At 42.5% G+C, this 661-nt stretch carries 1 protein-coding gene; it reads right to left on the minus strand.

Annotated elements, in window-relative coordinates; translation table 11 throughout:
* Positions 1-661: mannose-1-phosphate guanylyltransferase (locus AC1DQW_RS27870; RefSeq protein ID WP_477457053.1), on the minus strand; the 661-nt coding region annotated here is incomplete at both ends.

A 661-nucleotide genomic window follows, 5' to 3' on the forward strand; every position in this document is an offset into this window, starting at 1 on the left:
GCTTTCTCCATCACCCCATAATCTATCGAGATATTAATGCAATGCTGGTAAGCTTTATGAATATACGATTTTTCTTTATCCGTATTGTAGTACGGTTTGGCATCTGTAAATATCTCGTGCATCTCGGGCAAATAGGTATCAAACGCTTTTACTATCGCTTTCGCCGACCATACAAAGATGCCCGCATTCCATAAAAAGTCGCCGCTCTGRATGAAGGTTTTGGCTATCTCCAGCGTGGGYTTTTCGGTAAAGGTTTTTACTTTATGAAAATCTTCATTAATRGTATTTTGGGTGTACTGAATATAACCATAACCRGTRTCCGGTCTTGATGGYTTGATGCCCAACGTTACCAGGCAATTATGTGCCGTAGCGGTTTGCAGCGATTTTTCAATGGCGCYTACAAAGGCATCCTCATCCAGKATCTGCTGATCMGAGGGGGCTACTACWATAGCTGCATCRGGGTTCATGCTTTCTATCTTGAAACAACCGTAAGCCACGCAAGGTGCGGTATTACGCATTACAGGCTCGGTTAGTATCTGCTGATCTTCCAGATCCGGAAGCTGGGCTTTTACCAATTTGGCATAACTTTCATTGGTTACTATGTAAATGTTTTCTTTGGGACACACTTTCAGAAAGCGTTCGTAGGTGTTTTGTATTAATG

The sequence above is a fragment of the Mucilaginibacter sp. P5_A4 genome, assembly GCF_056400605.1.